The organism is Mesorhizobium sp. CA8, from assembly GCF_020164955.1.
Classification (GTDB): domain Bacteria; phylum Pseudomonadota; class Alphaproteobacteria; order Rhizobiales; family Rhizobiaceae; genus Mesorhizobium.
In genome coordinates, this window is sequence record NZ_JAIUHG010000007.1 from 213,109 (window position 1) to 235,161 (window position 22,053).

Below are 22,053 nucleotides of genomic sequence, written 5' to 3' on the forward strand. Positions count from 1 at the left end.
GCTCTTTCTTTCAGTCCGCCATGTCCGGCCCCATGGCCTCTTCGACGAGGGTGGCGGCATCCATCAGCAATGTTTCGTCCGCCTCGCCATTCACCGGCATCTTGCCGATTTCAAGCATGATCGGCACGGCCAACGGCGATATCTGCTCAAGGTTCTTATGCGTGATACGACCTCGGATGCGCGAGAGCATCTCGGCAAGTCTGCTGACATCGAGCAACCCGGTCGCGGCATCCGTACGGGTGGCCTGCAGCAGAATATGGTCGGGTTCATGGCTGCGCAACACGTCATAGATCAGGTCGGTCGACACGGTGACCTGGCGACCGCTTTTCTCCTTGCCGGGGTGACGCTTTTCGATCAGTCCGGAAATCAGCGCGCAGTTGCGGAAGGTGCGCTTCAGTAGCCAGCTATCGGCAAACCAAGCCTCGAGATCATCGCCCAGCATGTCTTGATCGAACAGCGTGGCCAGCGACGGTTTCCTGTTCTTGAACATCCAGCCCATGTCGGCCAGCGACCAGATGGCAAGCGCATAATCGGTGGCCACGAACCCGACCGGCTTGGCGCCTGCCCGATCCAGTCGGCGGGTGAGCAGCATGCCGAGCGTCTGATGCGCAAGCCTGCCCTCGAAGGGATAGGCCACGAGATAATACCGGTTGCCGCGTGGGAAAGTCTCGATCAACAGGTCGTCGCGTTTCGGCAGGACGGACTTGTCCGCCTGAAACCGCAGCCAATCCGCCACCTGCTCGGGCAGCTTCTTCCAGCGTTGCGGGTCGTCGAGCATGGCCCGCACCTGCTCGGCGAGGTAAGTCGAAAGCGGGAATTTGCCGCCGCCGTAATAGGGCACTTTCGCGTCGCTGCCGGGCGCGTTCGAGACGAAGCACTCGTTCTCGCGAATGCCTTCGAAGCGCAGGATCTTGCCACCGAACATAAAGGTGTCGCCGTGGGTCAAGGTCTCCAGGAATGCTTCCTCGATCTTTCCCAACACCCTGCCGCCGCGCGAGGCTGCCCCTCTGCTGCCGGCCTGGACGTAACGCACATTGAGCGCCGGCACTTCTATGATGGTGCCGACATTGAGCCTGTATTGCTGGGCGACGGCCGGGTTTGAAACCCGCCATAAGCCTTCCTTGGTTTGCCGGATGCGGGCATAGCGCTCGTAATTTCTCAGCGCGTAGCCGCCGGTGGCGACGAAATCGATGACCCGGTCGAATGTCGGCCTGTCCAGGCTGGTATAAGGTGCGGCCGTCCTTACTTCATCGAACAGCACATCGGCATGGAAAGGCGCCCCGCAGGCGCAGCCCAGCACGTGTTGAGCCAAGACGTCCAGCCCGCCATTGACCAGCGGCGGCGTGTCCTGCGCGCCGAGATAATTGGCATCGAGCGCCGCGCGGCATTCCAGCACTTCGAATCGGTTCGCGGGAATGAGAATCGCCTTGGACGGCTCGTCCATGCGGTGGTTGGCGCGGCCGATACGCTGCGCCAAGCGACTGGCACCCTTGGGGGCGCCGACATGAACCACCAGATCGACATCGCCCCAGTCGATGCCGAGATCGAGCGTCGAGGTGGCGACGATGGCGCGCAACGCGTTTTCCCCCATGGCCTTCTCGACGCGGCGGCGCTGCGCGACATCCAGCGATCCGTGATGGAGCGCGATCGGCAGCGTGTCTTCATTGACGCGCCATAGCTCCTGGAACAGCAACTCGGCCTGGCTGCGCGTGTTGACGAAGAGCAGCGTGGTCTTGTGCCGCTTGATCTCGCGGTAGATCTCAGGCGTGGCGTAGCGGGCGGAGTGCCCGGCCCAGGGCACCCGCTCTTCGGAGTCGAGGATCGATATCTCGGGCTTCGCGCCGCCCGTGACGACGATGAGCTCGGACATCGCGCCGGGAGACGCCTGACTGACCAGCCAGCGCCGCAACTCGTCGGGCTCGGCCACCGTGGCCGACAGGCCAATGGTCTGCAACGCGGGAACAAAAGCGCGCAGCCGGGCCAGGCCGAGCGCCAGCAGATGTCCGCGCTTTGACGTGACCAACGAATGCAATTCGTCGAGCACGACATAGCGCAGGTCCTCGAAGAAGCGCCTTGCATCGTTCGAGGCGATCAGCAGCGCGAGTTGCTCAGGCGTGGTCAGCAGTATGTCGGGCGGCGCCAGTTTCTGCCGCTGGCGCTTGTGCGAAGGCGTGTCGCCGGTGCGCGTCTCGATGGTGACAGGCAGGCCGATCTCCTCGACCGGCTTGCCGAGATTGCGCTCGATGTCGACGGCCAACGCTTTCAGCGGCGAGATGTAGAGCGTGTGGATACCGCGGCGGGCTTCGCCCGGCCTTCGCCTGGGACGGTTGGCCAGCTCCGTCAGCGACGGCAGAAAGCCGGCCAGCGTCTTGCCGGCGCCGGTCGGCGCGATCAGCAGCACCGACTGGCCGCTTTGAGCCTGCGCCAGCAGCTCGAGCTGATGGACGCGCGGCGACCAGCCCTTTTCGCCGAACCATTTGACGAATGGCTCAGGCAGCAGGACGGCGGCATTCTGTTCGGCAAGGCGCGGCTGCTCGGTCACGAGCAAGAGGTAGCGCGGCGGCAAACAATCGCCAAGGAAAATCGGAACAAAAAGGGATCAACGTTCTTGCCCCGTTTACGGGGAGAGGGCGCCGGCAGGCAGGTGAGGGGCAGCGCCGGCAATCATAGTTTGGCTATCGGCGCAAACCGCCGCACGGTTCGCGCCGCTCCTCATCCGCCCTTCGGGCACCTTCTCCCGTATAGCGACGGGAGAAGGAAGGCTACGGTCTCCTGAACCCCGTCGGGGCGCCATAGAGATAGCCGATGCGCTCGACCGCTTCCTTCAGCCCCTCGCGCGAGACCAGCATGGTGTGGCCGTTGGCGTGGATCATGTCTCTTTCGTCGGTCATGATCGCGACATGGCCTTTCCAGAAGACGAGGTCGCCGCGCCCGAGACCTGAATAGTCCGGACCCGGCTCGAACGGCATGCCGATCGATGCCGCCTGCATATCGGCGTCGCGCAGCACATCCTTGCCCGTCATGCGCATTGCCAACTGCACGAGGCCGGAGCAGTCGATGCCGAAGCCGGAGACACCGCCCCAGAGATAAGGCGTGCCGAGGAAGCTCTCGGCGACCGTGACATAGTCCTCCGCCGGCTCGGCGATCGGCCGCAAATGGCGGGCGATGATCGCCTGGCCGGAGGGCAGCAGCGCATAATGCGTGCCGCGCGTCTCGGCCGAGCCGGTCACCGTCACGGTCGAGCCCATCGACAGCTGCCCGTTGATCGGAAAGCGCAGATCCGGTCCGGGATAAAGGAAGGTGCGCGGCACGGAAACGATATGCGTGGGCGCATGCTCGCGCGCCCCAATCAGATTGTCGGCCACATAGCCGACATAGCCGTCGCGCTCGGCCTGTACCCAGGCCCAGCCTTCCGCGTCCTCGAAGACGAGCACATCGTCGCCGAACAGCGCCTGCGTGTTGACGCCCGCATCGGGGCGCGGCGCCTTGCGCAGATCGGCGACAGCGGCCGTGATCCGCGCCGGGCGGCCGGTGACGAAGCGGTCGGCGGCGACCTCGCCCTTCAGCCTCGCATCGGCAAGGTCGGAGCGGAAAGCATGAAGGCGGGCATCCCTGGCGGTCAAATCGATAATCCAGTCAAATCAGCAATGAACTCAGATGGGGCAATGAGGTCAAATGGGCAGCTCGTGCGCCCTGGCAACGATACCATCGCCGAAGCGCTCGACAAAGAGCGCGCCTTCCACCGTGCGCCGGATCAGCACGTTGCGCTTGTCGAGCTCGTCGCGATGGCGCGAGACCAGCTTCAGCGCGCCCATTGTGTCCAGCGCGCGGGTGATAACCGGCTTGGTGACGTTAAGCCTGGCGGCCAGCCCGCGCACCGTATGGGGTGGCGGATCGAGATAGATGGTGAACAGGATCGCCGTCTGGCGCATGGTGAGATCGGGCTCGCCGTTCCGCACCTGGGCCAGCATCACCTGCTGCCACAGTCGCAAGGCCTGGCTCGGGCGCATCGAGATCGACATCGCCCAAGCATGCCGGCAAATTGTTTCGGTTCCGTTTCAGTGGCGGCGTTTTGCAGCTACGCCCCGAAACGCTCGGCGATTACCCGCTCCAGCGCGCGAATGCCCTGCGCTTCGCCGCCGGTCAGGCCGTAGGGACGATCGGCCGGATTCCAAGCGAAGATGTCGAAATGCGCCCAGCTGTGAGTCTTCTCGACGAAGCGCTTGAGGAAAAGCGCCGCAGTGATCGATCCGGCAAAACCGTCGGTGGTGACATTGTTGATGTCGGCGACCTTCGAGGAAAGCTTAGCATCATAGGGACGCCATAGCGGCATTCGCCACAGTGGATCCTCGACCGCGACGGACGCGGCTGCAAGGTCGGCGGCAAGCGTCTCGTCGGCGGTGTAGAAGGGCGCCAGATCCGGCCCCAGCGCGACCCGGGCGGCTCCGGTCAGCGTCGCCATGTCGACCAGCAAAGCGGGCTGTTCCTCGTCGGCCAGCGCCAGCGCATCGGCCAGGATCAGCCTGCCTTCGGCGTCGGTGTTGCCGATCTCGACCGTGATGCCCTTGCGGCTCCTGAGCACGTCGCCGGGCCGGAAGGCGTTGCCGGCGATCGAATTCTCGACGGCGGGGATCAGCACACGCAGCCGGACGTTCAATCTCGCCGCCATCATCATGGAGGCGAGACCCAACACATTGGCGGCGCCGCCCATGTCCTTCTTCATCAAAAGCATGCCGGACGAAGGCTTGATGTCGAGGCCGCCGGTGTCGAAGCAGACGCCCTTGCCGACCAGCGTCACCTTCGGCGCATCGCCCGGTCCCCAAATCATGTCGATCAGCCGCGGCGCGCCGGTGGAGGCACGGCCGACGGCATGGATCATTGGGAAGTTCCCCGCCAGGAGATCGTCGCCATGGATCACTGAGATATCGGCACCATGAGCGGCCGCCAGTTTCCGGGCGGCTTCTTCCAGTTCGAGCGGCCCCAGGTCGCTGGTCGGCGTGTTGACGAGGTCGCGTGTCAGGAACACGCTGTCGGCCACGCGGCGGACATGTGCGGCGTCGGCGCCCTCCGGTAGCGCAAAGCGCAAGGCCTTGCCGGGCTTCTTGCCGTAGCGGGTGAAGACATAGCCCCCAAGGACCAGCGCGAGCGCGGCGAGATCGGGCTGCGCGAGGCCCGACGCGAAATGCCAATCGCCTTCCGGCAACGACCTTGCCAGCGCGCCGAGCGCAAGAACGCTTTCGCCGTCGCCTGTGCCGAACAGCGCGCCGGCAAGGCTGCCGCCCTCGCCCGGCAGGACCAGCGTGCGCCCTGCCTCGCCGGAAAACCCGTTGGCTCTCGCCCAGGCGATAGCGGGCGGCGGCAGCGCAGCGGCTTCAAGGGCATCCTTTGGCACTAGATAGACAGGCAAGACGGCTTCCGGCTTCTGCTCAACGAGTTCGACAGGCATGCGATGATCTCCGGCCGAACAGTTCGAGTCGGCGCTTCTTAACGGTCCGTTAGGGTTAACAGAATATTTCTGCGGGAGGGAAGACGGCCAGCCAATGGCCGCACAGGAATGGAGACCGGGCGCCGATGCCGACCGAAGTGTTGAACCTTACAGCCAAGCGTCTGATCACCACGGTCTTCATGGCCGCGCTGGCGACAAGCATGGCCGGTTGCGGCAGCACCAGCAAGTTCACCACGGGCTCCATCTCCCGCTCCGACAGCAGGCCGCTGGAAACGATGTCGGCCGGCGAATTGCGCACCGCCACGTCCAGGCTCGGCCAATCCTATGCCCGCAATCCGAACGACAAGCGCATCGCGATGAATTTCGCGGCGGCGCTGCAGATGGACGGCGATGCCGATCAGTCGCTGGCGGTGATGCGCAAGCTGGCGATCGCCTATCCCAAGGATCGCGAGGTGCTTGCGGCCTATGGGAAGGCGCTTGCCGCCAACGGCCAGTTCGAGCCGGCTCTCGATGCCGTGCGGCGCGCGCAGACGCCCGAATATCCGGACTGGAAGCTGGTCTCGGCGGAAGCCGCCATTCTCGACCAGATGGGACAGAAGGACGAAGCGCGGCAGGACTATCGCAAGGCGCTGGAACTGAAGCCGAACGAGCCTTCGGTGCTGTCCAATCTCGGCATGTCCTATGTGCTCGAGGGCGACTTGCGCACGGCAGAAACCTATATGCGTTCCGCCGCGCAGCAGCCCGGCGCCGATAGCAGGGTGCGCCAGAATCTCGCGCTGGTCGTAGGCCTGCAGGGCCGTTTCGACGAGGCAGAGAAGATCGCTTCGCAGGAGCTGTCGCCCGAGCAGGCGCAGGCCAACGTCGCTTATCTGCGCCAGATGCTTGCCCAGCAGAACGCCTGGAGCCAGCTGAAGGATCAGGACAAGGACAAGGCGAAAGTCGCCACGAACTGACCGCTGCGGATGGCGCTAAGCCGATCGCCTCTGAAAAATTGAAAGCCGCGCGGACCCCGCGCGGTTTTTGATTGATGCGTACGGCCCGCCTATTGGCTCGAGGAGCTGTGCTGGTCGCCGAAGATGCCGCGCTGACTGACCTGGATGCCGGCCGGCCCAAGAATGATGGCGAATAGAACCGGCAGGAAGAACAGGATCATCGGCACGGTGAGCTTCGGCGGAAGCGCTGCGGCCTTCTTTTCGGCGGCATTCATGCGCATGTCGCGGCTTTCCGAGGCGAGCACGCGCAGCGCGTGCGCCACCGGCGTGCCGTAGCGTTCGGCCTGGACCAAGGCCTGGGACACCGACCTCACCGATTCCAGGCCGGTGCGGCTTGCCAGGTTCTCATAGGCGATCTTGCGGTCCTGCAGATAGGACAGCTCGGCATTGGTGAGCACAAATTCCTCGGCAAGCGCCACCGACTGCGCGCCGATTTCGTCGGCAACCCTGCGCAAGGCCGCTTCCACCGACATGCCGGATTCCACACAGATCAGCATCAGGTCGAGCGCGTCCGGCCACGCCAGCTGGATCGACTGCTTGCGCTTGGTCGCGCGGTTGTTGACGTAGACGATCGGCGCATAGAAGCCGCCATAGGCGACAACGACACAGACGAACAGCCTGATGAAAGTCGGCTGCTGCGGCAAGCCGCCGAGCACGAACAGATAGATGGCCGCCAAGGCAAAACCGACGAATGGCAGGACGAGGCGGAAGAAGAGGAAACGCGTCAGCGGGTTCTCGCCGCGGAAGCCCGCGACCTTGAGCTTCTGGATCGTGTTTTCATCTGCGAGCGCGCGCCTGAGATCGAGGCGGTCGACGACGTTGCGCATGCCGATGGACTGTTCCTCGCGCAGGCCTTTGCGACGGCGGTCGGCCTCGCTGGCCAGCCGCGCACGCTGCTCGGCGCGCAATTTGTCGCGTTCAAGGGCCACGCTTTTCATGCGCGACCTGAGCGACGTGCCGCCGAACGCCGGCATGAGCGTGAAGACGGTCGCGAACACGGCAATGCCGACCAGCATCGCGATCAGGAAAGAAGGATCGGTGAGTGTTTTGACGACCTGCTCTGTCACTGGATCCGCGCCTCTACACTTCGAAGTTCATCATCTTGCGCATCACCAGGATCCCGATCGACATCCACACACCCGCGCAGCCGAGGATCAGGTTGCCGACGTTGGTGGTGAACAGCGGCATGATATAGTTCGGGCTCGACAGATAGACGAGGAAGGCGACGACGAAAGGCAAGGCGCCGATAATGGCGGCGGATGCCTTGGCTTCCATCGACAGCGCCTGGACCTTGGCTTTCATCTTCTTGCGGTCGCGCAGCACGCGCGAAAGGTTGCCCAGCGCCTCGGACAAGTTGCCGCCGGCCTGCGACTGGATCTGGATGACGATGCCGAAGAAGCCGGCCTCGCTGCACGGCATGGTCTCGGACATGCGCATGGCGGCGTCCGGCACCGACATGCCCATCTGCTGGGAATCGACGATGCGGCGGAATTCGGAGCGGACCGGTTCAGGCGATTCATTGGCGATCAGGCGGATCGCATCGTTGAGCGGCAAGCCGGACTTGACCGCGCGCACGATGATGTCGAGCGCGTTCGGGAACTCTTCCAAGAAGGCCTTGACGCGGCGTGTGCGGCGAAAGGAGACAAACCAGCGCGGCAGGCCGAGGCCGCCCGCCAGCAGGGCGCCGGGCAGAGCCCACAAAGGCGCGCCGACGAAAAAGAGAAGGCCCGTGAGCACGATCCCGCAGACAGCCGAATACATGTAGAAGCGCTCGATCGGAACCTGCATGCCGGCCTGGCGGATCTGGACCTTCAGCGGCGGTTTCTTGACGTTGCGATCGTTGGTCTTCTGCTTCTCGTCGAGCTGCTTCAGCGAGTCCTGGACGTTTTTTCGCCGCTTGACCGCTTCCGCGGCGCGGTCGCGCGTCGCTTTCACCACAGACCGGTCGGTTTCGGCGGTCTTGACGGTCTGAAGCCGCTTGCCGGCCTGCTTCTCGTTGTCGATGCGCGTGAACAGGAAAGCATAGGCCACCGCGCCGGCGCTGAAGCCGGCGAGCACGACGAAAGCCAATACGGTGGTATCAATTCCGAACATCGACCAGGGTCCTTCGGGCATTTCGCCGTTCCAAGAAACCGGCGAACCGCCCTATCTCTTTGTTTTGACGCAATTCCGGACGGAAAGCCGCTTCACCTTTTCCTGGAATTGCTTCCAACCTCCAGATGCCTCAGTCAGCGCGTTTCTCCATCGCCTCGAGCGCGTTGGCGAGGCGCTGTTCCTCGCCATAATAGCGGGCGCGGTCCCAGAAATGCGGACGGCCGATGCCCGTCGACACATGCTCGCCGACCAGGCGGCCGCTCGAGTCCTCGCCCTTGATGTTGTAGAGGACAAGGTCCTGGGTGATGATGACATCGCCTTCCATGCCGACCACCTCGGTGATGTGGGTGATGCGGCGCGAGCCGTCGCGCAGGCGGGCCGCCTGGATGATCACGTCGATCGAGCCGACGACGATCTCGCGCACTGTGCGCTGCGGCAGCGAATAGCCACCCATGGCGATCATCGATTCGATGCGGTTGAGGCATTCGCGCGGGCTGTTCGAGTGGATCGTCCCCATGGAGCCGTCGTGACCGGTGTTCATCGCCTGCAGCAGGTCGAACACTTCCGGTCCGCGCACTTCGCCGACGATGATCCGCTCCGGCCGCATGCGCAGGCAGTTCTTGACCAGGTCGCGCATGGTCACCTCGCCCTCGCCCTCCAGATTGGGCGGCCGGGTTTCGAGACGGACCACATGCGGCTGCTGCAGCTGCAGCTCCGCCGAATCCTCGCAAGTAATGACGCGCTCCTCGCGGTCGATATAGTTGGTCAGGCAATTGAGCAGCGTGGTTTTGCCCGAACCCGTGCCGCCCGAAATGACGACATTGCAGCGGACGCGGCCTATGATCTTGAGGATTTCCGCCGCTTGCGGCGAGATGGCGCCGAACTTGACCAGCTGGTCCAGCGTCAGCTTGTCCTTCTTGAATTTGCGGATGGTGAGCGCGGTGCCGTCGATCGACAGCGGCGGCGCGATGACGTTGACGCGCGAGCCGTCGGGCAGGCGCGCGTCGCAGATCGGACTCGATTCGTCGACGCGGCGGCCGACCTGGCTGACGATGCGCTGGCAAATGTTGAGCAGCTGCTGGTTGTCGCGGAAACGGACGCCGGTCTGTTCGACCTTGCCATTAACTTCGATGTAGACGTTCTTGGAGCCGTTGACCATGATGTCGGCGATGTCGTCACGCGCAAGCAAGGGCTCCAGCGGTCCATAGCCCAGAATGTCGTTGCAGATGTCCTCGAGCAGCTCTTCCTGCTCGGAGATCGACATCGCAAAGTTCTTGATCGCGATGATGTCGTTGACAATGTCGCGGATTTCCTCGCGCGCGCTCTCGGGATCGAGCTTGGCGAGCTGCGACAGATCGATCGTGTCGATGAGCGCGGAGAAAACCTGGCTCTTGGTGTCGTAATAGGTCTCCGAGCGCTCGCGCTGGGGCCTTCTTGGCGGGTCCGGCGCCATGGGCGGCGCCTCGACAGGGCGGCGCGCGGGCGATGCGGCCGGCGTGCCGGACGGTGGCGCGACCGGTCGTTCGGCCGTCACCGTTCCCGTTGGAGGGGCGGCGGGAGCGGATGCCGGCGGACGGAATTCGGGCGTTGCCCGGCTGCCGTCGTCTTTGCCTCTTTTACCAAACATGATCGACTACCCGATGCCGCTCAATCAGCGTCACTTCTTGTTGCGCGAGAGCTTGCCGAGGATCGAGCCCAGGCCTGCCTTCTTCCTTGCCTTGATTTCGCTGCGTCCGGTCAGCACATGCGCTATTTCATTGATGGTCACGACGACCGGGCTCTTGGCGTCCATCTCGGAGAGCATGCGGCCGTTGTTGGCGGCGTTGCCGAACAGCAGCGGTTCGAAGTTGATCACCGCCATCGGCGTGATGCCGAGCGGTTCGGCGAAGTCGGAAGCCGCGATCTCCGGCCGCTTCGGTACGCCCGCCTGGTTGATGATCAGCTTCGGCGGCGGATCGTTCGGACGCAGCCGCTTCAGCATGTCCACCATGTTCTTCGTGTTGCGAAGATTTGCGAGCTCGGGCGTGGCGGTGATGACGATTTCGTCCGCCTTGATCAGCGTGCTCTTGGTCCACCCGCTCCAGACGTGAGGGACGTCGAGGACCAGCAAAGGCGCGCTGCGCTGCGCCGTCTCGATGATCTGCGCGAAGGCTTCGGAGTCGAAATCATAGACGCGCTCGAGCGTGGAGGGAGCCGCGAGCAGCGACAGATGCTCGGCGCATTGCGCGAGCAGGCGGTCGAGATAGACCTCGTCCACCCGCTCGGGCGAAAACACCGCCTCGGCGATGCCTTGCGGCGGATCCTGGTCGAAATTGATATTGGCGGTGCCGAAGGCGAGATCGAGATCGGCGATGACGACTTCGGACTTGAACAGGGAAGACATCGCCCAGGCGACATTGTGAGCGATGGTCGAGGAGCCCACGCCGCCCTTGGCGCCGATGAAAGCGATCGAGCGGCCGATCGGCTCCGAATCCGGATCGACGAAGATTGACGATACGACGCTGACGATGTCGGACATCGAGACCGGCGCGATGACATATTCGGAGATGCCTGAGCGGATAAGCTCGCGGTAGAGCCCGACATCATTGTAGTGACCAATGACCACGACCTTGGAGGACGGATCGCAATATTCCGCGAGCCGGCCCAGTTGTTCGAGCAACTGCTGCGGTTCGCTGCGCGATTCCAGCAAGATCAGGTTCGGTGTCGGCGCGGACTGGTAGAACTCGATCGCGGTCGGAATGCCGCCCATATGGACCTTGAGATGGGCCTTGGCCATCCGGCGATCCTCGCCGGCACGCGCGACGGGATTGGCGACTCCCTCGGTCTCGCAGAAGGCCTGGATCGAAATGCGCGGCACGGGACGCAGCGCCTGCATGGCGGCGATGTCCTGCTGCGAAAGGTCGCCGGTTTCCGCAGGCGTGTCGTAGGCAAGATTGCTCATCGTCATGCTCTTTCCGTGACTGCTCTCTTTGTCGTCCGGCGCGGCTTAGTAGGTTACTTCCGAATTGCCGAGGAACTCTTCCGAGATGCCCCTCTCGCGGTATTTGTCGATCACCGCGCCACGATTTTCGGCGTCGATGTCGGACTGCTTGCGCGGCCCGATCAGATCGTTGGGATTGGCGACTTGAGCCGCGAGGTTGTTTTGGTAGGAGCAGCCAAAGTCGGCATAGTGCTTGTTCTCAGAGGTCTCCAGGATATCGTCCGGCCAACGGCCGCATTTGTCGGTTTGGGCCCGCACCGCGACGAAGGCGACGCGCACCGGCGCGGACGCTTCCGGCACCGCCGACTGGTAGGATGTCATGATGATGCGGTTGCGCTTTACGCCCGCCGCCATGGCGAGCCTGGCAAAATCGCGGCCGGCGGCCCGGGCGGCAACCTCGTTGGCGGACCCGACCGGCATGGCGATCGTGAGAGCCGGCGCGGCGCTCTTGTCATAGCCGTCGAGAAAGCCCAGCAGCGTATCGCGCTGCGCGCCGGTCATGCCGCGATCGCCGGCGCCGACCGGTAGGTCGATCTTCTGGTTCTTCTCGGCGATGACGATCGGATGGGTCGTGCGGTAATCGTCCGGAACCGACCCAACCGTGACGCTGTCACGGTTGGCGCAACCTGCGAGCAACGATGCCAACATAACCGCCAGTACCGGGACCACCTGCCGACGGAGCCTTGCGATGCCGGGTGCTGTCCGGACCGTCATGATCTTCGATGCTGACTTGGACATATCCGCATTCCCACTCATTTGTAGATGAAGCCGACGACGCCGTGGTAGCGACCCGGCGGTCTGTCGGTCTGCATAGTGCCGTAGACGCGGTTGACGCGGCCGAGGAACATGCCGGCGCCGTCGCTCGCAGGATTGAAATTGTCATCCGGCTTCGCCAGATCGTTGCGTGCGACAGGCTTGACCAGGTAAGGCGTGATGATGATGACGAGCTCGCTTTCGTTGCGCACAAAATCGCGGCTGCGGAACAGCGTGCCGAGGACGGGGATCTTGGCAAGGCCAGGCAATCCAGCGACAGCCTGGCGAACGTCATCCCGAACGAGCCCCGCAATCATCATCGACCCGCCCGACGGCAACTCGACGGTGGTGTCGGCCAGTCGTTTGCGGAGCGACAAAAGCGTCGTTCCGGGCATGCCTATAGCGGTCTTACCCCCTCCTTCGAGAGTCCCGGCACCTTCGGTGGTCGGCTCCGAAACTGCCGTTCTGACCTTGAGGCTGATGCGCCCGGCCGACAGCACGACGGGCTGGAACTCGAGACCAATGCCATACTCTATTTTGTCGAAAGCATATGTGGTCTGACCTGTCTGATTATCAGTCGACACGTTGCTTGAGCGTCCGCCGACCAGATTGAATTCACCGCCGACCTTGAATGTAGCCTTTTCGCCAGAAACGGCGGTAAGGGTGGGCTCTGCCAACGTCTTCATGACGCCGCTTTGTTCCATTGCGTTGATGTAAGCCTGGATGCCGTTTCCGATACCATCGCCCAGCAACAAGCCGGAAGTCTGCGAAATCGGCTTGCCCAAACCGAAGGCTGGCGAACTTTGCGCGCCGTAGGAAATGCCATTGGAGCTGCCGGCGCCGATCATGTTGACGCCGAGCTGCTTCATCACCGAGCGGCTGACTTCGGCGACGGTCACCTTCAGCGTCACCTGATCGTCGCCGATGATCTGCAACAGGTTGACGATCTTGGAGGTCCGGCGCTCCTGGTCGGGGTTGTTGATGTCGACGCCACCATTGACCGAGCCGCCGGCAGCGGTCTGCGAATATTGACCCGTCGTCGCTTCACCGCCGGACACGAAGATGGTTGCCAAGTCGACGGCGCGCTTGGCATCGAGGGGCGTGTCGACCGTGCCCGTCAAGACGACGTTGTCATTGAGAAGCTCGACCTTGATCTGCGAGGACGGGATGAAGCGCTTCAGATAGTCCTCCAGCCCGGCGACGTCGCGCTCGACGGCCAGATCCAGGCTGACGATCTGCTCGCCATTGGGACCGAAAACGAAGATGTTGGTTTCGCCGACCGCCTTGCCGAACAGGTAGATGCGCCGCGCCGTGCGCGTCACGGCATCGGCAACGGCCGGATTGGCGACGAGGATATCATAGGCGTCGCTCGGCAAGTCGATGACCACGGATTTGTTGAGGCCGAGCTTGACGCGCTGCGTGGCGACGGAAGCCGACACGCCGGCGCTCGCGGCCTTGGCTTCGACCAGTCCCGGAGCGCCGGTGCCGACCAGGAAAAACCCGATCGCCGCGGCGGCCAGGACGGGCAGCATTTTGCCGTTCAGCCTCATTTCCTTGCTCCTACCTCGGAAACCTCGCCCGACTTGATCAGACGAACCGTTCCGCGCCGGCCATTGCCGTTGACCAGATAGTCGGCTTCTTCCGTAATCTTTTCATGGATGTCGGTGATCGGGCGCAGCGCGAGCGTCAGGCGGTCCGCCATCTGCTGCGCCACCGTGATGATCTCCGCCTGCTGCGGCGTCAGTTCCAGCGTCGCGGTCTGGCCGACCCTGGTCTTCTTGCCTTCCTCGTCTTCCTGGATGGTCTGGTCGATGGCCAGCACACGGATGTTCTTGAGAATCGTCTCGGTGTTGAAGCCGCTGCCGCCATTGCCGGTGTCGGCGCGGCGGGTCATGATAACGTCGACGAAGTCGTTGGGCAGGATGAAGCCGCCGGCGGACGTGTCGGCCGATATCGCGGTCGCGACGGCGCGCATGCCGGAAGGCAGGATCGATGACATGAAGCTTTGCCCCTCGCCGACCAGCTTGGAGCGCCGCAAAGGTTCGCCGGTATACATGGCAACGCGGGCGACCGAGCCCTTGAGTTTTTCGACCGCGTCAGGCTCGGCGGCGCGCGTGATGAAATTGGCGTTGACGCCATCGGCCGGCCATTGCTCCCAGCTGATGTTGGCGCCGAGCTGGCTCCCCATCGGCACGTCACCGGAAAGCACCAGCACATCCTGCAGTGCGATCGCCGGCTGCTTGGGTGCATCGACGATGACCTGAGGCGGCGGCGCCACGACCATGTTCTTCGCCACATAGCCCGCGCCACCCGCCGCGACCGCAGCCACGCCCAGAATAATCAATCGGGATGCTGGCATTCGTCCGAAACCCTTCGCCTCAAGGCAAACCACCTCGCCAGGCCGGACTTTGCAGCTGCAATCGTCAAAACAAGGTTAATGCAATACTTACGATCGTGATTAATTTAAGGTTTACTCAAATTAGACGGAACGGCTCGCCGTTAACAAAAAAGGGCGGCCGCGCCGCCCTCCGATCTGACAGAAGGCCGGTCAAGCCGCCGGGGATCGCGGAGATCGACGGCATCGCCGACTCGACGTCGCCAGGCCTATGTCGTGAGCCTCTCCAGCGCCCACACCACCAGCGGCGAATCCGGGAAGGTGATCAGCCCACCGGCGCCTAGCGCAATGCCATATGGGATGCCAACGCTCTCGTCCGCGAAATGGCGCAGGAAACGGTGGTGGCCGGTGTACATGGAGAGCGGCGATTTCCGGTAAGCAAGGATTGCCGCCGTAAGCAGGCCGCCGATGAAAGCCGACGTCACCAGATAGCCGATCAGGTTGACATTGAGGCCCATCCATAGCGCGGTCGCGGCCAGAAGCTTGGCGTCACCGCCGCCCATGCCGCCGAGCGCAAAAAGGCCGAACGTCATCGCGAGCACGAGGGCGCCGGCAGCGAAGTGCCAGCCATAGGCTGCCCAGTCCATCCCGGTGAGCGGCGCGACAAGCGCGAATGTGGCCACCAGCAACACGGGAACGCGGTTGGCGATCGTCATCGACAAGGTGTCCGAGACCGCAGCGAACAGCATGCAGAAAGGAAAGACGACGAAGATCACGGCTTCAAGCATGGATGCGGCGGCCTGTGGCAAGTTCTCAGCGGCATCCTAGGCGCGGCGGATTAACGATCGATGAGGCCTGACGATCAAAATCGGCCGACTGCATGAAAAAGGCCGCCACTGGCGGCCCTTTTCTTCTTGTTCGAAAGGCGCGATACCGCAGCCTGTCACGGATTCCCGGCGTTGTTAAGCGTCGTGGCAATGTTCTGGAACTTGGCGTTCAGCGAGGTGCCGAGCGCTGTAGCGCCGATCATGATGGCGAGCGCGATGAGAGCGGCGATCAGACCGTATTCGATGGCGGTCGCGCCGGATTCGTCTTTCACGAAACGTGCAATGAGATTAGACATTCGAGAGTTCCTACTCCACGTGTTGCAGCACTTCCGTCAACTTCTCTTCGCGGTTGATCGGATGCCGCAAATTTAGGGAGAAGCCGTTTCAATCGGCTTAATAAACAGCCTTAGCGATTCCTTTCCGGTGGTGAACGCGCTGTGTGGTTAATCGTGGCCTAAACATCGCCAAGGAGCCCGGGTTCCCGGGAAACCGGCGCTTGTGCAATATTGCTAAACAATAAGCGCCATGGACGCATGGCGCACCATGCAGGCGATCCTTAATCATGCCGGGCCCGGTTTAACCGTTGCTTCACCAATCTCGTTCATGTTCCGTTGAAGAATCTGCCCGCCCGGAGCGCTTCAATGACGTTGTCGAGATCGCTGTTTCCAGTCGCCGCGCTGCTGGCAGTTGCCGCCTTGGTCATGCCGGCCAGGGCCGGCGCGGGTATAGAAGTCACCATGAACCAGGCAAAGATCGTCAAATTGTCACGCGCGGCCGACACGGTCGTCATCGGCAACCCGGCGATCGCCGACGCCTCCGTGCAGGACGCCTCGACCATCGTTCTCACCGGCAAGGGCTTTGGGGTCACCAATATGGTCGTGCTCGATTCCGACGGCAGCCCGATCATCGATGAACAAGTAACCGTCGTGCGACAGGCCGCCTCCTCGGTGCGCATCTACAGACGCGCCGAAGTCCAGACCATGTCCTGCACCCCCTATTGCGAGAGTGCGTTCAAGACCGAGGCCGAGAAGGCTTCCGAATCCGAGATGAGCGCCGGGCACTGACCCGTGCGAGGGGCGAACCCCGCGGGCATTAAACACAGCTTAAAGCTTGCCCGGCGAATTTAACGATCGTCAAAACCGGAACTCAATGGGTTTTTCACTAACCTTGCCGCCGGTACCGCAAAGGGATCGGCAGGAACGCAATATGAGCAAGGATGCCACAGCCGGCAACGGCATGGACAGCAAGGCGCGCGCCGGATCGCGCGCCGGCTTTTTCAGCGACAGGCGCGGCAGCACGGCGATGGAATTCGCGCTGCTGGCCATCCCATTCGCGCTTCTCGTCTTCGCCATCCTCGAGAGCTGCATTTCGTTCGCCGGCCAGGAGGTGATGGCCAACGTCACCGACGATGTGGCCCGCCAACTGCGGACCGGGCAGTTGCAGAAGACGAACGTCACCGAAGCCTCCATCAAGCAGCTGATCTGCAATCGCCTGCAGATCATGGTTTCGAACAACTGCACCGATACCGGGCCAAATGCTCCACTGCTGGTCGATCTGCGCGAATATTCGAGCTTCGCGGACGCCGCGACGGCAGGTTTCAAGATCGTGAGCGGCGATATCGTGCTGACGCAAGGCGCGAACACGATGTCTCCTACCGTCTCGCCCGGACTGGCAGAGACCATCAACATGCTGCGGGTGTTCTACAAATGGCCGGTGATGACCGATTTCATGGCCAAATCGATGGCAAATCTGAAGGACGGCAAAACGCTGCATTTCGCGTCGGTGACCTGGCAGAACGAACCATTCGACGACAATTGAGACTGCTCGACGGCGTGGAGGACGATATGCATAGTACGGGGGCACTCCGGGGGATTTCGGCGAAGGTGGAGCGGTTTTGCCGTGATCGCAGCGGCATCGCGGCGATCGAGTTCGCGTTCATCGTGCCGGTGCTCCTGATCATGTATTTCATCACGATGGAGGCCTCGCAGGCCATCGAGACCAGCAAGAAGGTCAGCCGCATCGGCAGCATGGTGGCCGATCTCGTAACTCAACAGCAGACGGTCGTGAAGGCCAACCTCGACGCTATAATGAAGATCGGCGGCACCACGCTTCTGCCCTATAACCGCTCGGCTCCCTCGATCATCATCACCGCCATACAGATGTCCGACGAGGCGACGCCGACAGTGAATGTAGTGTGGTCGCGCAAGCTGGTGGGCAACACCTACAGCGCCGATGCCAAGCCCGGCGACACCACGACCGTCCCCTCGACGCTAAGGATCCGCAATACTTTCCTGATCCGCGTGGAAAGCGATCTCGGCTACAAGCCGATCATCACGTGGTCCGCCAGCAATTCGCAGGGGCTCGGGCTGACCTCGGCTTTCAGCAACATATCGATGAGTGAAACCTACTATCTAAGGCCCCGTCGGTCCCCGACGATACCCTGCGGCGACTGCTGACAGGCTATTCCTGCCCGGCGGTTTTCTGCCGCACGATCGCCACGGCCATCGCATAGTCCTTCTGTGCGGCCGGCCCAAAACCACCGGAATGCGCCCGCTCCAGCAGGTCGTACATATCGGGCGTCTGTGACTTGAGATTGGTCAAGAAGACCGTCAGCCGGCGCTTTGCCTCGGGGTCAAGATCGCTGCGGACGGCGTGCGGCCCGTAGCGCAAGAGGCCCGAAGTCCACAACACGCGAAGCGACGCTTGAGGGATGCCAGCCGCCTCCAGCCGCGCGACCGTTCCGTCGGAATGGCTGGGCTGGCCGTCGGCACCGGCCGGCTCCCAGCCGAACAGGGCATCCGCTTCGCCGCCGGCCAGCATGATCTCGGCCGCGGTCGCTGAAGCGGCACGCGCCAGGAAGGCTGAATCCCGTGCGATCTTGACGCCTTCGGCCGATAGCCCCGCCAGCGGCAGCAGCGCGCCACCGACATTTTCGGCCGGCGCTATCGCGATCCGGTGCGAAGCCATGGCGGCGAGGTCCGGAAGTCTGCCGTCGCGCGTCACCAGGACGGAACGGATGCCGACCGCGCCTTCGGCATCGACCGGCGCCACCAGCGGCTCGACACAGCCGCAGTGCTCGGAAGCCGTGGCGTAGGCGAGAGCGGAATAGACCGCGTATTGCACGCGTCCGCTCGCCTGTGCTTCGATCAGCGCCGCGTAGTCGCGCGCAACGACGAACTCGACCTTCATGCCGAGCGCATTGGCATAGGCATCGGTCAGGCGCGCGAGCCCCGGAACGGTGTTGCCGCCGCCCGGTTCGGCGACGATGCCGATGCGGAAGGTACCGATATCGTCACGCCAGTCGGCGCGTGCCGGCCATGAGGCAGCGCCGAACGCCACGAGAGCTGCCGCGCACACCTTCACGGCCTGCCTTACCGCGGTTTTGCCGCGCCCTGCCATACCCGCTTCGCTCCCGCCGCATCCGCGCCTCGCCGCAACTATGGCGCCAAGCCGTTGCGGTTTGGTTTCCGATTTGCCAACACCGCCGGGGAGCCTTATGTCTGGCAGTCAGGACTGACAACAAAGACACCCATGGCGCGCGCGTTCCTGTTTGTTCTCGATTCTTTCGGCATCGGCGGCGCGGCCGACGCCGAACGCTATGGCGATGCCGGCGCCGACACGTTCGGACATATTTTTCAGGCCTGCGCCGATGATCGTGCCGATCGGCAAGGGCTGCGCGAAGGGCGGCTCGCGGTGCCCAACATGATGTCGCTCGGGCTTGGCCTGGCGGCGCAAACCGCAACGGGATTGAGGGCCGGCATCGACGCGCCGCCGATCGCCTCGGCCTTCCATGGCGCCGCCCAGGAAGTGTCGAGCGGCAAGGATACGCCCTCCGGCCACTGGGAGATCGCCGGCCTGCCGGTGCGGTTCGACTGGGGCTATTTCCCCGACACGGTGCCCGCCTTTCCGGCCGAGCTGACCGACGCGATCATCCGCGAGGGCAAGCTGCCTGGCATCCTCGGCAATTGCCATGCGCCCGGAACCGAGATCATCGAGCGGCTCGGCAAAGAGCATATCCGCACCGGCAGACCGATCTGCTATACCTCGGTGGACTCTGTATTGCAGATCGCCGCGCATGAAACTCATTTCGGCCTGGAGCGGCTTTATGAGCTTTGCCTCACGGTGCGCCGGCTGGTCGATCCGCTCAAGGTCGGGCGGGTGATCGCGCGGCCATTCGTGGGCGAGACGCCCGCTACGTTCCAGCGCACCCACAATCGCCGCGACTATGCAGTGCCGCCGCCGGAGCCGACCCTGCTCGACCGGCTGACGGAGCGCGGCAGCAAGGTCATCGCCGTCGGCAAGATCGGCGACATCTTCGCTCATCGCGGCATTTCGGAAGTGCGCAAGGCAGGCGGCAACATGGCCATGTTCGACAAGGCGCTCGGCGCCATGGACGACGCCGGCGACGGCGACCTGGTCTTTGCCAATTTCGTCGATTTCGACACCGAATTCGGCCACCGGCGCGATGTCGCCGGCTATGCCGCGGCGCTCGAGGGCTTCGACCGCCGCCTGCCTGAGGCGCTGTCGCGCATAAGGCCTGGCGACCTGCTCATCCTGACCGCAGATCATGGCAACGATCCGACCTGGCGCGGCACCGACCATACGCGCGAACGCGTTCCGGTGATCGGTATCGGGCCGGGGCTGACGGGCGGTGATATAGGGCTGAGGCCGACCTTCGCCGATATCGGCGAAACCGTCGCGGATCATCTCGGCCTGGCAACCGGTCGCCATGGGACATCCTTCCTTGCAACGATAGGCGATCATGCCTGAACTACCTGAAGTCGAGACGGTCCGGCGCGGACTGCAGCCGGTCCTGGAAGGCGCGCGGCTCGTCAAAGTCGAGGCACGCAGGCCCGACCTTCGCTTTCCTTTTCCCGAACGCTTTTCGGAGCGGCTTAGCGGTAAGACCGTGACGGCGCTCGGCCGCCGCGCCAAATATCTGACGATGCATATGGAAGACGGTCCGGTCCTGATCTGCCATCTCGGCATGTCGGGATCGTTCCGGGTCGAGGCCGCCGAGAGCAGCGACATCCCCGGCGTCTTCCATCAGGAGCGTTCGAAGAGCGCGGCGCACGACCATGTCGTGTTCGACGTCGCCTCGGAAAAAGGCGAGCGCTCTCGCGTCATCTTCAACGACCCGCGCCGCTTCGGCTTCATGCTGTTTGCCGAAGGCGCGCCGGACACACATCCGATGCTGGCGGGACTCGGCATCGAGCCAACCGGAAACGCGCTCGACGGCCCCCTGCTCGCCTCGCTGCTGAAGGATCGCAGATCTCCGCTCAAGGCGGCGCTGCTCGACCAGAGGCTGATCGCCGGGCTCGGCAATATATATGTCTCGGAAGCACTGTGGCGCGCCGGGCTCTCGCCGCTGCGCGAAGCCGGCACCATCGCCGGGTCGGCCAAGAAGGCGAGAGAACAAAGCGAGCGCCTCGCCGAAGCGATCCGCTCTGTCATCGCCGATGCGATCGCCGCCGGCGGCTCCTCGCTGCGCGACTATGTCCAGGCCGACGGATCGCTCGGCTATTTCCAGCATTCCTTCGCGGTCTACGATCGCGAGGGGGAGCCGTGCCAGAAGCCGGGCTGCCGCGGCCACATCGAGCGCATCGTGCAAAGCGGCCGCTCGACCTTTTATTGCCGGACCTGTCAGCGGTAAGCTAGGAACGATGTCGATCATCCCACTGCCGCGGAAGGAAGCGAACCATGACCTATGAAACCATTCTCGTGGAAACACGCGGCAAGGTCGGGCTGATCACGCTGAACCGGCCCAAGGCGCTCAATGCGCTGAACTCGCAAGTCCTTGCGGAGGTCGTGGCGGCGGCGAGCGCGCTCAATGCCGATCCCGGCATCGGCGCGATGGTGCTTACGGGATCTGAAAAGGCGTTTGCCGCGGGCGCCGACATCAAGGAAATGCAGGCGATGTCCTTCGCCGACGCCTATACGCAGGACTTCTTCGTCGGCTGGGAGGAATTCACGCGCACGCGCAAGCCCATCATCGCGGCAGTGGCCGGCTATGCGCTCGGAGGCGGCTGCGAGCTTGCCATGATGTGCGACTTCATCATCGCCGGCGACAATGCCAAATTCGGCCAGCCCGAAATCACGCTCGGCGTCATGCCGGGCATGGGCGGATCGCAGCGGCTGACCCGCTTCGTCGGCAAGTCGAAGGCGATGGACATGTGCCTGACCGGGCGAATGATGGACGCGGCCGAAGCCGAGCGGAGCGGGCTGGTATCGCGGGTGGTGCCGGTCGCAGAGCTCACCGAGGAAGCGCTGAAGGCAGCGGCCAAGATCGCCGAGTTCTCGCTGCCATCGGTGATGATGACCAAGGAGGCCGTCAACCGCGCTTACGAGACGACGCTCGCCGAAGGGCTGCGCTTCGAGCGCCGCCTGTTCCATTCGCTGTTTGCGCTCGACGACCAAAAGGAAGGCATGGCCGCCTTCGTCGAGAAGCGGAAGCCGAATTTCAGCAACCGCTAGGGCGCGTTGCCCAATGACTGAAGGCGGGTCATGACGCGCCGCGCTTTCCGTCTCCAAAAAGACCGCCAAGTGACGTGTCGGTAGCTAATCAAGTTGTCCGGTTTGGTAGCACATCATTTGTCCGCTTCAGTTTGCGTCGAAGCGGTTCACGC

General features: G+C 63.4%; 21 protein-coding genes. 7 read left to right on the top strand and 14 right to left on the bottom strand.

All coding sequences use genetic code 11. The features are described 5' to 3' along the window. Positions 1-10: 10 nt before the first annotated feature. From LB553_RS10795 to LB553_RS10810, 4 genes are all read right to left on the bottom strand, one after another. Positions 11-2,542, bottom strand: coding sequence for a ligase-associated DNA damage response DEXH box helicase (locus LB553_RS10795; protein ID WP_224513045.1), 2,532 nt, complete (start codon positions 2,540-2,542; stop codon positions 11-13). Positions 2,543-2,762: 220 nt separating this feature from the next. Further along, entirely contained in the window at positions 2,763-3,623 is an 861-nt protein-coding gene (locus LB553_RS10800; protein WP_224513003.1) for an NlpC/P60 family protein, read from the bottom strand. 48 nt (positions 3,624-3,671) lie between these two features. Next, positions 3,672-4,022, bottom strand: a complete 351-nt coding sequence (locus tag LB553_RS10805) for a MarR family winged helix-turn-helix transcriptional regulator (protein WP_224513005.1) — start codon at positions 4,020-4,022, stop codon at positions 3,672-3,674. A 56-nt stretch (positions 4,023-4,078) separates the two neighbouring features. After that, on the bottom strand, positions 4,079-5,446 hold the full coding sequence (locus tag LB553_RS10810) for a leucyl aminopeptidase family protein (protein WP_224513007.1): 1,368 nt from the start codon (positions 5,444-5,446) through the stop codon (positions 4,079-4,081). Positions 5,447-5,571: 125 nt separating this feature from the next. Here LB553_RS10810 and LB553_RS10815 point away from each other — a divergent pair, with 125 nt between their 5' ends. Beyond that, entirely contained in the window at positions 5,572-6,399 is an 828-nt protein-coding gene (locus LB553_RS10815; RefSeq protein WP_224513009.1) for a tetratricopeptide repeat protein, read from the top strand. An 89-nt stretch (positions 6,400-6,488) separates the two neighbouring features. Here LB553_RS10815 and LB553_RS10820 read toward each other — a convergent pair whose 3' ends face one another. The 9 genes from LB553_RS10820 to LB553_RS10860 form a co-directional block, all read right to left on the bottom strand. Continuing rightward, positions 6,489-7,505 (bottom strand): type II secretion system F family protein, encoded by a 1,017-nt coding sequence (locus LB553_RS10820; RefSeq protein WP_224513010.1) that lies wholly within the window; start codon positions 7,503-7,505, stop codon positions 6,489-6,491. A 13-nt stretch (positions 7,506-7,518) separates the two neighbouring features. Beyond that, positions 7,519-8,532, bottom strand: a complete 1,014-nt coding sequence (locus LB553_RS10825; RefSeq protein WP_224513011.1) for a type II secretion system F family protein — start codon at positions 8,530-8,532, stop codon at positions 7,519-7,521. A 130-nt stretch (positions 8,533-8,662) separates the two neighbouring features. Beyond that, positions 8,663-10,159 (bottom strand): CpaF family protein, encoded by a 1,497-nt coding sequence (locus LB553_RS10830; RefSeq protein WP_224513012.1) that lies wholly within the window; start codon positions 10,157-10,159, stop codon positions 8,663-8,665. Between the two features lie 30 nt (positions 10,160-10,189). Next, a complete protein-coding gene (locus tag LB553_RS10835; protein ID WP_224513013.1) occupies positions 10,190-11,473 on the bottom strand; it encodes an AAA family ATPase in 1,284 nt (427 codons plus the stop codon). A gap of 45 nt (positions 11,474-11,518) precedes the next feature. Next, positions 11,519-12,250: a CpaD family pilus assembly protein gene (locus LB553_RS10840; protein ID WP_224513014.1), complete on the bottom strand. Its 732-nt coding sequence runs from the start codon at positions 12,248-12,250 to the stop codon at positions 11,519-11,521. 14 nt (positions 12,251-12,264) lie between these two features. Beyond that, on the bottom strand, positions 12,265-13,815 hold the full coding sequence (locus LB553_RS10845; protein WP_224513015.1) for a type II and III secretion system protein family protein: 1,551 nt from the start codon (positions 13,813-13,815) through the stop codon (positions 12,265-12,267). After that, entirely contained in the window at positions 13,812-14,624 is an 813-nt protein-coding gene (gene cpaB / locus LB553_RS10850; RefSeq protein WP_224513016.1) for a Flp pilus assembly protein CpaB, read from the bottom strand. The genes LB553_RS10845 and cpaB overlap by 4 nt, the downstream gene beginning before the upstream one ends. Positions 14,625-14,869: 245 nt before the next feature. Next, complete coding sequence (locus tag LB553_RS10855) at positions 14,870-15,388, bottom strand: prepilin peptidase (RefSeq protein ID WP_224513017.1); 519 nt, start codon at positions 15,386-15,388, stop codon at positions 14,870-14,872. A 155-nt stretch (positions 15,389-15,543) separates the two neighbouring features. After that, positions 15,544-15,723 carry a Flp family type IVb pilin gene (locus LB553_RS10860; protein WP_224513019.1) on the bottom strand — a complete coding sequence of 60 codons (180 nt, stop codon included), beginning with the start codon at positions 15,721-15,723 and terminating at the stop codon, positions 15,544-15,546. 345 nt (positions 15,724-16,068) lie between these two features. Here LB553_RS10860 and LB553_RS10865 point away from each other — a divergent pair, with 345 nt between their 5' ends. The 3 genes from LB553_RS10865 (at position 16,069) to LB553_RS10875 (ending at position 17,883) form a co-directional block, all read left to right on the top strand. After that, a complete protein-coding gene (locus tag LB553_RS10865) occupies positions 16,069-16,491 on the top strand; it encodes a pilus assembly protein N-terminal domain-containing protein (RefSeq protein ID WP_224513020.1) in 423 nt (140 codons plus the stop codon). 142 nt (positions 16,492-16,633) lie between these two features. Next, a complete protein-coding gene (locus tag LB553_RS10870; protein WP_411962255.1) occupies positions 16,634-17,245 on the top strand; it encodes a TadE/TadG family type IV pilus assembly protein in 612 nt (203 codons plus the stop codon). 26 nt (positions 17,246-17,271) lie between these two features. After that, positions 17,272-17,883: a TadE/TadG family type IV pilus assembly protein gene (locus tag LB553_RS10875; protein ID WP_224513047.1), complete on the top strand. Its 612-nt coding sequence runs from the start codon at positions 17,272-17,274 to the stop codon at positions 17,881-17,883. Between the two features lie 4 nt (positions 17,884-17,887). On the opposite strand, the gene LB553_RS10880 is transcribed toward LB553_RS10875, so the two are convergent. After that, on the bottom strand, positions 17,888-18,826 hold the full coding sequence (locus LB553_RS10880; RefSeq protein ID WP_224513023.1) for a phosphate/phosphite/phosphonate ABC transporter substrate-binding protein: 939 nt from the start codon (positions 18,824-18,826) through the stop codon (positions 17,888-17,890). 132 nt (positions 18,827-18,958) lie between these two features. On the opposite strand from LB553_RS10880, the gene LB553_RS10885 reads away from it, so the two are divergent. Genes LB553_RS10885 through LB553_RS10895 form a run of 3 tightly spaced genes read left to right on the top strand, consistent with a single transcriptional unit; the run spans position 18,959 to position 21,901 of the window. Beyond that, positions 18,959-20,197, top strand: coding sequence for a phosphopentomutase (locus LB553_RS10885; RefSeq protein ID WP_224513026.1), 1,239 nt, complete (start codon positions 18,959-18,961; stop codon positions 20,195-20,197). Continuing rightward, on the top strand, positions 20,190-21,080 hold the full coding sequence (gene mutM, locus LB553_RS10890; protein ID WP_224513027.1) for a bifunctional DNA-formamidopyrimidine glycosylase/DNA-(apurinic or apyrimidinic site) lyase: 891 nt from the start codon (positions 20,190-20,192) through the stop codon (positions 21,078-21,080). The genes LB553_RS10885 and mutM overlap by 8 nt, the downstream gene beginning before the upstream one ends. 47 nt (positions 21,081-21,127) lie before the next feature. Continuing rightward, entirely contained in the window at positions 21,128-21,901 is a 774-nt protein-coding gene (locus LB553_RS10895) for an enoyl-CoA hydratase (protein WP_224513028.1), read from the top strand. The last annotated feature ends 152 nt before the right edge of the window (positions 21,902-22,053 follow it).

Bases quoted from the DNA above. Each gene is read 5' to 3' on its own strand.
- LB553_RS10805 (WP_224513005.1), bottom strand. From the start codon at position 4,022: ATGTCGATCTCGATGCGCCCGAGCCAGGCCTTGCGACTGTGGCAGCAG.
- LB553_RS10810 (WP_224513007.1), bottom strand. From the start codon at position 5,446: ATGCCTGTCGAACTCGTTGAGCAGAAGCCGGAAGCCGTCTTGCCTGTC.
- LB553_RS10815 (WP_224513009.1), top strand. From the start codon at position 5,572: ATGCCGACCGAAGTGTTGAACCTTACAGCCAAGCGTCTGATCACCACG.
- LB553_RS10825 (WP_224513011.1), bottom strand. From the start codon at position 8,532: ATGTTCGGAATTGATACCACCGTATTGGCTTTCGTCGTGCTCGCCGGC.
- LB553_RS10830 (WP_224513012.1), bottom strand. From the start codon at position 10,159: ATGTTTGGTAAAAGAGGCAAAGACGACGGCAGCCGGGCAACGCCCGAA.
- LB553_RS10835 (WP_224513013.1), bottom strand. From the start codon at position 11,473: ATGAGCAATCTTGCCTACGACACGCCTGCGGAAACCGGCGACCTTTCG.
- LB553_RS10840 (WP_224513014.1), bottom strand. From the start codon at position 12,250: ATGTCCAAGTCAGCATCGAAGATCATGACGGTCCGGACAGCACCCGGC.
- LB553_RS10845 (WP_224513015.1), bottom strand. From the start codon at position 13,815: ATGAGGCTGAACGGCAAAATGCTGCCCGTCCTGGCCGCCGCGGCGATC.
- cpaB (WP_224513016.1), bottom strand. From the start codon at position 14,624: ATGCCAGCATCCCGATTGATTATTCTGGGCGTGGCTGCGGTCGCGGCG.
- LB553_RS10855 (WP_224513017.1), bottom strand. From the start codon at position 15,388: ATGCTTGAAGCCGTGATCTTCGTCGTCTTTCCTTTCTGCATGCTGTTC.
- LB553_RS10860 (WP_224513019.1), bottom strand. From the start codon at position 15,723: ATGTCTAATCTCATTGCACGTTTCGTGAAAGACGAATCCGGCGCGACC.
- LB553_RS10865 (WP_224513020.1), top strand. From the start codon at position 16,069: ATGACGTTGTCGAGATCGCTGTTTCCAGTCGCCGCGCTGCTGGCAGTT.
- LB553_RS10870 (WP_411962255.1), top strand. From the start codon at position 16,634: ATGAGCAAGGATGCCACAGCCGGCAACGGCATGGACAGCAAGGCGCGC.
- LB553_RS10875 (WP_224513047.1), top strand. From the start codon at position 17,272: ATGCATAGTACGGGGGCACTCCGGGGGATTTCGGCGAAGGTGGAGCGG.
- LB553_RS10880 (WP_224513023.1), bottom strand. From the start codon at position 18,826: ATGGCAGGGCGCGGCAAAACCGCGGTAAGGCAGGCCGTGAAGGTGTGC.
- LB553_RS10885 (WP_224513026.1), top strand. From the start codon at position 18,959: ATGGCGCGCGCGTTCCTGTTTGTTCTCGATTCTTTCGGCATCGGCGGC.
- mutM (WP_224513027.1), top strand. From the start codon at position 20,190: ATGCCTGAACTACCTGAAGTCGAGACGGTCCGGCGCGGACTGCAGCCG.
- LB553_RS10895 (WP_224513028.1), top strand. From the start codon at position 21,128: ATGACCTATGAAACCATTCTCGTGGAAACACGCGGCAAGGTCGGGCTG.